The organism is Mesorhizobium sp. M7A.F.Ca.MR.362.00.0.0, from assembly GCF_004023175.1.
GTDB lineage: Bacteria > Pseudomonadota > Alphaproteobacteria > Rhizobiales > Rhizobiaceae > Mesorhizobium.
On record NZ_RZTF01000318.1, the window covers coordinates 1 to 7,429 of the forward strand.

6 protein-coding genes and 1 tRNA gene are annotated in these 7,429 nt (G+C 62.1%); 4 read left to right on the forward strand and 3 right to left on the reverse strand.

Annotated elements, in window-relative coordinates:
• A partial coding sequence (locus EOC06_RS28290; protein ID WP_164898781.1) for a DUF1330 domain-containing protein occupies positions 1–205 on the forward strand: 205 nt, incomplete at its 5' end.
• Between the two features lie 376 nt (positions 206–581).
• Here EOC06_RS28290 and EOC06_RS28295 read toward each other — a convergent pair.
• The 3 genes from EOC06_RS28295 to phaC form a co-directional block, all read right to left on the reverse strand.
• Positions 582–656 (reverse strand) — tRNA-Glu (locus EOC06_RS28295).
• Positions 657–948: 292 nt separating this feature from the next.
• Positions 949–2,199: a YcbK family protein gene (locus EOC06_RS28300; RefSeq protein ID WP_128309349.1), complete on the reverse strand. Its 1,251-nt coding sequence runs from the start codon at positions 2,197–2,199 to the stop codon at positions 949–951.
• Positions 2,200–2,415: 216 nt separating this feature from the next.
• Complete coding sequence (gene phaC / locus EOC06_RS28305) at positions 2,416–4,251, reverse strand: class I poly(R)-hydroxyalkanoic acid synthase (protein WP_127269943.1); 1,836 nt, start codon at positions 4,249–4,251, stop codon at positions 2,416–2,418.
• Between the two features lie 97 nt (positions 4,252–4,348).
• Between phaC and EOC06_RS28310 the strand changes: the two genes are divergently transcribed.
• The 3 genes from EOC06_RS28310 to EOC06_RS28320 are packed head-to-tail and all read left to right on the forward strand — an operon-like array spanning position 4,349 to position 7,364.
• Positions 4,349–4,741: a hypothetical protein gene (locus EOC06_RS28310; RefSeq protein ID WP_128309350.1), complete on the forward strand. Its 393-nt coding sequence runs from the start codon at positions 4,349–4,351 to the stop codon at positions 4,739–4,741.
• A gap of 44 nt (positions 4,742–4,785) precedes the next feature.
• Positions 4,786–6,003 carry an LL-diaminopimelate aminotransferase gene (locus EOC06_RS28315; protein ID WP_023810473.1) on the forward strand — a complete coding sequence of 406 codons (1,218 nt, stop codon included), beginning with the start codon at positions 4,786–4,788 and terminating at the stop codon, positions 6,001–6,003.
• A 47-nt stretch (positions 6,004–6,050) separates the two neighbouring features.
• Positions 6,051–7,364 (forward strand): homoserine dehydrogenase, encoded by a 1,314-nt coding sequence (locus EOC06_RS28320; RefSeq protein WP_128309351.1) that lies wholly within the window; start codon positions 6,051–6,053, stop codon positions 7,362–7,364.
• Positions 7,365–7,429: the final 65 nt, after the last annotated feature.

Consider the following 7,429-nt stretch of genomic DNA (forward strand, 5'->3'; position numbering starts at 1 on the left):
GAGATATCTAGGTCGTGGCGGTGCGACCAAGGTTTTGGAGGGCGATTGGGAGCCACACCGTTTGGTTATTATCGAATTCCCCGACATGACGTCGTTGATGGGCTGGTACAATTCGCCGGAATACGCCCGCCTTATTGAAATCCGGAAGCGTTGCGCCAACACCAGGATCATTGCGCTCGAGGGGGTTGCAACACCCACTCTTTGACCGTGGTGGCTCGCCTTCATCAGGTAGTATCCGGCTTTTTTGCCCGAATCCGTACACCGCGAAGTCAGCTGTTTAAAGCCGGGAAACCAGGCAATAAATGCGGGCTTACCACTGCGGGGCTTTCTCATTGTCGCAGTGCCCGAGAACCCAACTCGACCGTGCAATGAAAAGCCCGCCACGGGGGCGACCTGCGGCGGGCTCTTGGAGCGGCTACATCCCTGAGGAATCGACCACTTTGTAGCAGGATTATGACCTGTGTGGCCGCGTTAGCCTATGGTGTGATCGCGGAAGACTGCGCGTCAGTTCAAGACCGCGGCAGAGAGCCAGGCGAAATTGGCCACAGTGGGAGGGAGGTTTGCGCTAAACGCATTATTTTTGGTACGCCCAAGGGGAATCGAACCCCTGTTACCGCCGTGAAAGGGCGGTGTCCTAACCGCTAGACGATGGGCGCGCTCAGACGAAGCGGCTTATACTGGCGTTGTGCGCAACCGGCAACCCGTCAGGTGCCACCTTGGACAACTTTTTTCCGGGCCAGCCAAATCAACGATTTCCCGAGGGTTGGCAGGCTTTGATAATTAGCGGCGACACCCATCGTTTCGTCATCCCAGGGTCTCCGCGACGGAGCCTCGCCCTACTTCGCCCTAGGATGACGAAGTTTGTGGGAGGCTTCGGCTAATCCCGAATGCTCAGAATGGTCACCGGTACGATCTTGGCTGCTAGTAGGCCTAAGACCGTCTGCTAGACTAGCCGTCACCGCCGCTGCGCCGGCGGCAGCGCCAGTTCCAGTCGCGCTCGGGGCCGACGTCGACGTGAACCGATTCTGTGTGGCAGTACGTGCCGACGCCGCCGCGGCCGGGCATGCTTCTGATGTAGCTCGCCAGTTCCCATTTCGAAACGCCGGGAACCTGGATATCGGCGGCGGCGCAATACATGTGCAGCGAATTCTTGGCCCCGTTGGCGCGCCGGTTGCGGGCCGGGTCGCGATAGCCCGACGTCACCGTCATCTTGCGGCCGTAGTGGCCTTCGATCGTCTTCAGCACGCGCACCAGCGACGGCTTCAGGCAGGCCACATCGACGCTCTCGTTCTGCTTGAGCAGCCCGTTGGGCGCCAACCGGGCCATGCCGGCGGCTGACGCAACCTGATAGGAGCCGCCGATTGGCCCCTCATCCTCGTTGAGGTCGACGTCGCTTTCGTCGTCGAGGCCGGACTTGCGCTTGATCTCGAACAGGGCCGTCTGGCGCACGCCGGGCAGGGCGTCGCTACCCGTGATGTGATTGCTATCGTCGCCGAGCGAAGCCAGTTGCACCGGCTTGGCCGTGGAACTGGCCGAGGCAAGCGTGATGATCGGCTTTGCCGCTGCTGGCGCCGCTTTTGCCTGCGCCAGGGGCTGCTCGCCCGTTCGGGCGTTGCTGATGATGGGGGTTGGTGTCGCCGAGGCTGGCGTTGCGCCAAACATCGAGGCGAGGAAGCCTTTCTTCTTTGGTGCTTCGGCCTGCGGCATCTCGCCAGCCGTCACATAGACCGGGTTGTTCATGGCCGGAGCGGCAGCGGGCTTCGGCGCCGCCACGTCGCCGTCGACCGCGGCAATCTGCTGGGCGACCGCGTCGGTTTGCTGCGCGGTCTGTGCCTGCTGCGTCAGCGATTGCGGCGTGTTTCCAACGATGGTTTCGGCGCCCGCCGGCGTGGTCAGCGGAAAGGCAGCTCCCGGTTTGGACATAGGCACGTAGGCGACTTTTTCAGGCAGCGCCGTATCGCTCGCCGTCATCACGGTCGTCTGCTCGGTCGTGACCTCGGACGAATCGGCGACAGCGGCCGACTTGCCACTTGAGGCAGCATTCATATCCGATGCGGTAGCATTGTAACCGGGCATTCCGACCGACATTGTCGGGTCGCCAGCCGAAGTGCAGGAGGCCAGAAGCAAGGAGCAGAGCGCTGCCACAATGGCGCGGCGTTCTCCCTTTGCGAGGCTCCATCCTGCTGATTTCAAAGTCAAATTCCCCCTCGATGTCCGGTCGGTATATCCTTGGCGCCACACGCATGCGTCGATGCCAAGGTGACCTTTGTCTCCGATCCGGAAACGAGACCTGTGTCAAATCCGCAAGCCTGGAAGTATTTTTGCGGTGATTGCCGAATTACGGCCGCTTGATGGTTGACGACACCATTTCGCCCGCTTTTGGCGGTCCGTCAACTCACCACACATTACAGTCCGTTACACACGCACTTTCACATAGGTGCCGGGAGCATCACCCAAGGTTTTCATATGCTTGCCCGGTTTGCGGGCAGGCACGCGGGTGTTGTCCTTGGCCTCTATCCAGTCTTGCCAGTGCGGCCACCAGGATCCTGGATGGTCGGTGGCATTGGCTATCCACTGGCTGAAGTCGCCCGTCGGCGTACCCCCGGTCCAGTACTGGTATTTGTTGGATGCCGGCGGATTGACGACCCCTGCGATATGGCCCGACCCGGCCATCACATACTCGACCGTGCCGCCGAAATATTTCGAACCGAGGAACACCGAAAGCGCCGGCGCGATGTGATCTTCCTTGGAGGCGAGGTTGTAGACCGGGATGGTGATGTCGCCGAGCGAGACCGTGTGGCCCGCCAGTTCCATCGTGCCTTGCGAAAGATTGTTCTCGAGATAGCAGTTGCGCAGGTAGAAAGAGTGATTGGCCGCCGCCATGCGGGTGGAATCTGCATTCCAGTAGAGCAGGTCGAAGGGCAAGGGATCCTTGCCGCGCATGTAGTTGTTGACGACATAGGGCCAGATCAGGTCGCCTGAGCGCAGCATGTTGAAGGCGGTCGCCATCTTGGTGCCGTCGAGATAGCCTTTTTCGCTCATCGACTTTTCCACAGCGGCGACCTGTTCTTCGTCGACGAACACTTTCAGGTCGCCGGCATGGGTGAAGTCGACCTGCGTGGTGAAGAAGGTCGCCGACTTGATGCGGTCGTCGCCCTCTTGCGCCATCAGCGCCAGTGCCGCCGCCAGAAGCGTGCCGCCAACGCAATAGCCGATCGCGTTGACGTCGCGTTCGCCGGTGGCCTTCTCGACGGTGTCGAGGCCGTATTGCAGACCCTCGCGGATATAGGCTTCCCAACTCTTGGTGCCGTGGCGCTCGTCCGGATTGATCCAGGAGATGACGAACACGGTGTGGCCCTGTTCAACCGCCCAGCGAATGAAGGATTTCTGCGGGTTCAAATCGAGGATGTAGAATTTGTTGATCCATGGCGGGCAGATCAGCAAGGGCCGCTTGAGCACCGTCTCGGTCGCCGGGTCGTACTGGATGATTTCGGCGACGTCGCTGCGGCCGACCACCTTGCCGGGAGTGGTGGCGATGTTCCTGCCGATCTCGAAGGGTGAGTAGTCAGCCTGCCGCAGCTTCAGGTCGCCCTTGCCGGCGGCGATGTCCTCGGCCAGCATCTTCATGCCGCGCACCAGGTTTTCGCCGTTCGAGGCGACGGTTTCACGGAACAGTTCCGGATTGGTCAGGATGAAATTCGACGGCGAGATGGCGTTGGACACCTGCTTGACGTAAAAGCCGGCCTTGTGGCGGGTGTGCTCGTCAAGGCCTTCGGCGTGCTCGACCAGATCGGCCGCCCAGCGCGAGGTGACGAGATAGGCCTGCTTGAGGAAATCGAAGAAGGCGTTGCGGCCCCATTCCGGGTCGAGGAACCGCTTGTCGCCGCGCTCCGGCTTGACCGCGTCTTCGGTGTCTTGCGCGGCGTTGCTGGTGCGCTGAATGGCGTTGGCCCAGACCGTCATATAGCCGGAAAACAGCCGCGTCTGCGCTTCCAGCGCGCGCTGCGGATCGGCAAGCCAGTATTCGCTGAGCTTGGAAAAGGTCTTCACCATATCGACAACGGGCTCAGCGACATGGTCGCGCACGTCGCCTTTTTCGCGCGGCTCGGCCCAGGCGGAAGCGGCCTTGCCGGCCTGCTCGATCATGCGCGCCATGTTCAGGGCGAAGCGTTCCGGGTCCTTCACCAGATATTGCTCGACGGTCGAAGGCTCGTCATCTTCCGCTTTGCCCGAATCGGGTGTTTTGGACATGGTTGGCGGGGTTCCTCCCGAGGCCTTTTCTTGACATATTAACATGGGACATCCGACCGGGCCAATCTCGCTCTACCTCGGCTGCCAGGGAAACAATATGACGATTAATATTGGCGAAACTGTTTTTTTCGGTGCTGGACATTTTTGCCGCATCGGCGTGGCGATCGTCCTCATCGGGATTGCCGGGTGCTCGAGCACCAACACGAATGGCCCGACGCCTGTCGCTGCGGGTACGGGGCCGAAGGATACCGGCACCTTTCCGAACCTGAACATCAAGCCGCAAGTGGCGGCGCCTCAGTTCACCGAAGCCGAGAAGAACGCCAAGCTCGCGCAATTGAAGGCGGATGAGAATGCGCAGGCGGCAAAGGGCGGCGGCCCGAAGGTCGCCAACCAGGCGGCGCTGACGGATCTGGCCAAGAAGCATGGCGACGAAACGCTGAAGCAGATCGAAGCCAAATGCGACCCCGCCCTCGACCCTACCTGCAAATAAGTATATAGCGCGCGCCCAACACCCCTTCGCTGTCTGGAACTGCCATGGAAGAATTTCACAAGGTTCGCCGGCTTCCGCCTTACGTGTTCGAGCAGGTCAACCGGCTCAAGGCCAGCGCCCGATCGCGTGGCGCCGACATCATCGACCTCGGCATGGGCAATCCGGACCTGCCGACGCCCAAGGCTATCGTCGACAAATTGTGCGAGGTCGTGCGCGACCCGCGCACGCATCGCTATTCCTCGTCGCGCGGCATTCCGGGCCTGCGTCGCGCCCAGGCCGCCTACTATGGCAGGCGCTTCGGCGTGAAGCTCAACCCCGACACGCAAGTGGTGGCCACGCTTGGCTCGAAGGAAGGCTTCGCCAACATGGCGCAGGCGATCACGGCGCCCGGCGACGTGATCCTGTGCCCGAACCCGACCTATCCGATCCATGCCTTCGGCTTCATCATGTCGGGTGGCGTCATCCGCTCGCTGCAGGTGGAGCCGGACGACGGCTTCATCCCGGCGCTCGAGCGCGGGGTCAAACATTCGATCCCGAAGCCGCTGGCGCTGATCCTCAACTATCCGTCGAACCCGACGGCGCTGGTCGCCTCGCTCGATTTCTACAAGGATGTGGTCGCCTTCGCCAAGAAGAACGACATCATTATCCTGTCCGACCTTGCCTATTCGGAGATCTATTTCGACGGCAATCCGCCGCCTTCGGTGCTGCAGGTGCCTGGCGCGATCGACGTTTGCGTCGAATTCACCTCCATGTCGAAGACCTTCTCCATGCCCGGTTGGCGCATGGGCTTTGCCGTCGGCAACGAGCGGCTGATCTCGGCGCTGACGCGGGTGAAATCCTACCTCGATTACGGCGCCTTCACGCCGATCCAGGTGGCGGCGGCACATGCGCTCAATGGCGACGGCGCCGACATCGCCGAAGTGCGCGACATCTACCACAAGCGCCGCGATGTGATGGTCGATGCCTTCGGCCGCGCTGGCTGGACCATTCCGGCACCGGCGGCATCGATGTTCGCCTGGGCGCCAATCCCGGAGCCGTTCCGACATCTCGGCTCACTCGAATTCTCCAAGCTGCTCATCGAACATGCCGACGTGGCCGTGGCGCCCGGTGTTGGCTTCGGCGAGCATGGCGACGAATTCGTGCGCGTCGCTCTGGTCGAGAACGAGCACAGGATCCGGCAGGCGGCGCGCAACATCAAGCGCTTCCTGTCGACCAGCGCCAAGCAGCCCAACAACGTCGTGCCGCTCTCCGCTCACCGGTAAGCTTGCCGCACGCAAATTCGATCTGACTTTGAGGGACGTCGCCGGACATGGCTGAAGCATTGCGTGTTGGAATTGCCGGCCTCGGCACCGTTGGCGCGTCGGTGGCGCGCGTGCTGCGCGACAAAGCGGTGGAACTGACCCGCCAGTGCGGCCGTGACGTGATCGTCACCGCCGTCTCGGCGCGCGACCAGAAGCGCGATCGCGGCGTCGATCTGAGCTCGGCAAAGTGGTTCGACGATCCGGTCAAGATGGCGCAGACCGTAGAAATCGACGTGTTCGTCGAACTGATCGGCGGCGACGAGGGCCCGGCGCGCTCGTCGGTGAAAGCGGCGCTCGAAGCCGGCCGTCACGTCGTCACCGCCAACAAGGCGCTGCTGGCCAAGCATGGCGTGGCGCTGGCCGAGATCGCCGAGAAAAAGGGTGTTCTGCTCAACTATGAGGCGGCGGTGGCGGGCGGCATTCCCGTCATCAAGACCATGCGCGAGGCGATGGCCGGAAATTCGGTTACGCGCGTGTTCGGCATCCTCAACGGCACCTGCAACTACATCCTGACGCGCATGGAGGCCGAGGGCATCTCGTTCGATGCTTGCCTGAAGGACGCGCAGCGGCTGGGCTATGCCGAAGCCGATCCGACGTTCGACATCGAGGGCCACGACACCGCGCACAAGCTGTCGATCCTGACCAGCCTTGCCTTTGGCACCAGGATCGCCGCCAACGACATCTATATGGAAGGTATCTCCAACATCACCCAGGCCGACATCCGCGCGGCCGCCGATCTTGGCTACCGGATCAAGCTGCTGGGTGTCGCCCAGCGCACCGAGAGCGGCATCGAGCAGCGCGTGCATCCGACGATGGTGCCGACGGCATCGGTCATCGCGCAGGTGCATGGCGTCACCAATGCGGTGGCGATCGAGACCGACATTCTGGGCGAACTGCTGCTGTCAGGCCCCGGTGCCGGCGGCAACGCCACCGCCTCGGCCGTCATCGGCGACATCGCCGACATCGCCAAGAGCCGGCCAGGCTTCCAGCATGGTCCGGTCTTTGGACGGCCGGCGAAGGAGCTGAAACCCTACAAGAAGGCGCAGATGCGCAGCCATGCCGGCGGCTATTTCATCCGGTTGACCGTGCATGACCGCATCGGCGTCTTCGCGGCAATCGCCAAGCGCATGGCCGATAATGACATTTCATTGGAATCGATCGTCCAGCACGCGGTCAATGGCGAGGCGGCGGCACAGAAGACGGTGATCCTCGTCACCCACGAGACGACGGAGGCTGCTGTGCGCAAGGCCGTCGATGGCATCACCAAGGATGGCCATCTGACCGACAAGCCGCAGGTCATCCGCATCGAGCGGGCAGGGTAGCTTTCGCCCGATAGGCCCTGCGGGACAGGAATCCCGCAGGCATTGAGGTCTGGTCTGGTGGGGAC

Coding starts and splice junctions, on each gene's coding strand:
- EOC06_RS28315 (WP_023810473.1), top strand. CDS start 4,786: ATGGAAGAATTTCACAAGGTTCGCCGGCTTCCGCCTTACGTGTTCGAG.
- phaC (WP_127269943.1), bottom strand. CDS start 4,251: ATGTCCAAAACACCCGATTCGGGCAAAGCGGAAGATGACGAGCCTTCG.
- EOC06_RS28310 (WP_128309350.1), top strand. CDS start 4,349: ATGACGATTAATATTGGCGAAACTGTTTTTTTCGGTGCTGGACATTTT.
- EOC06_RS28320 (WP_128309351.1), top strand. CDS start 6,051: ATGGCTGAAGCATTGCGTGTTGGAATTGCCGGCCTCGGCACCGTTGGC.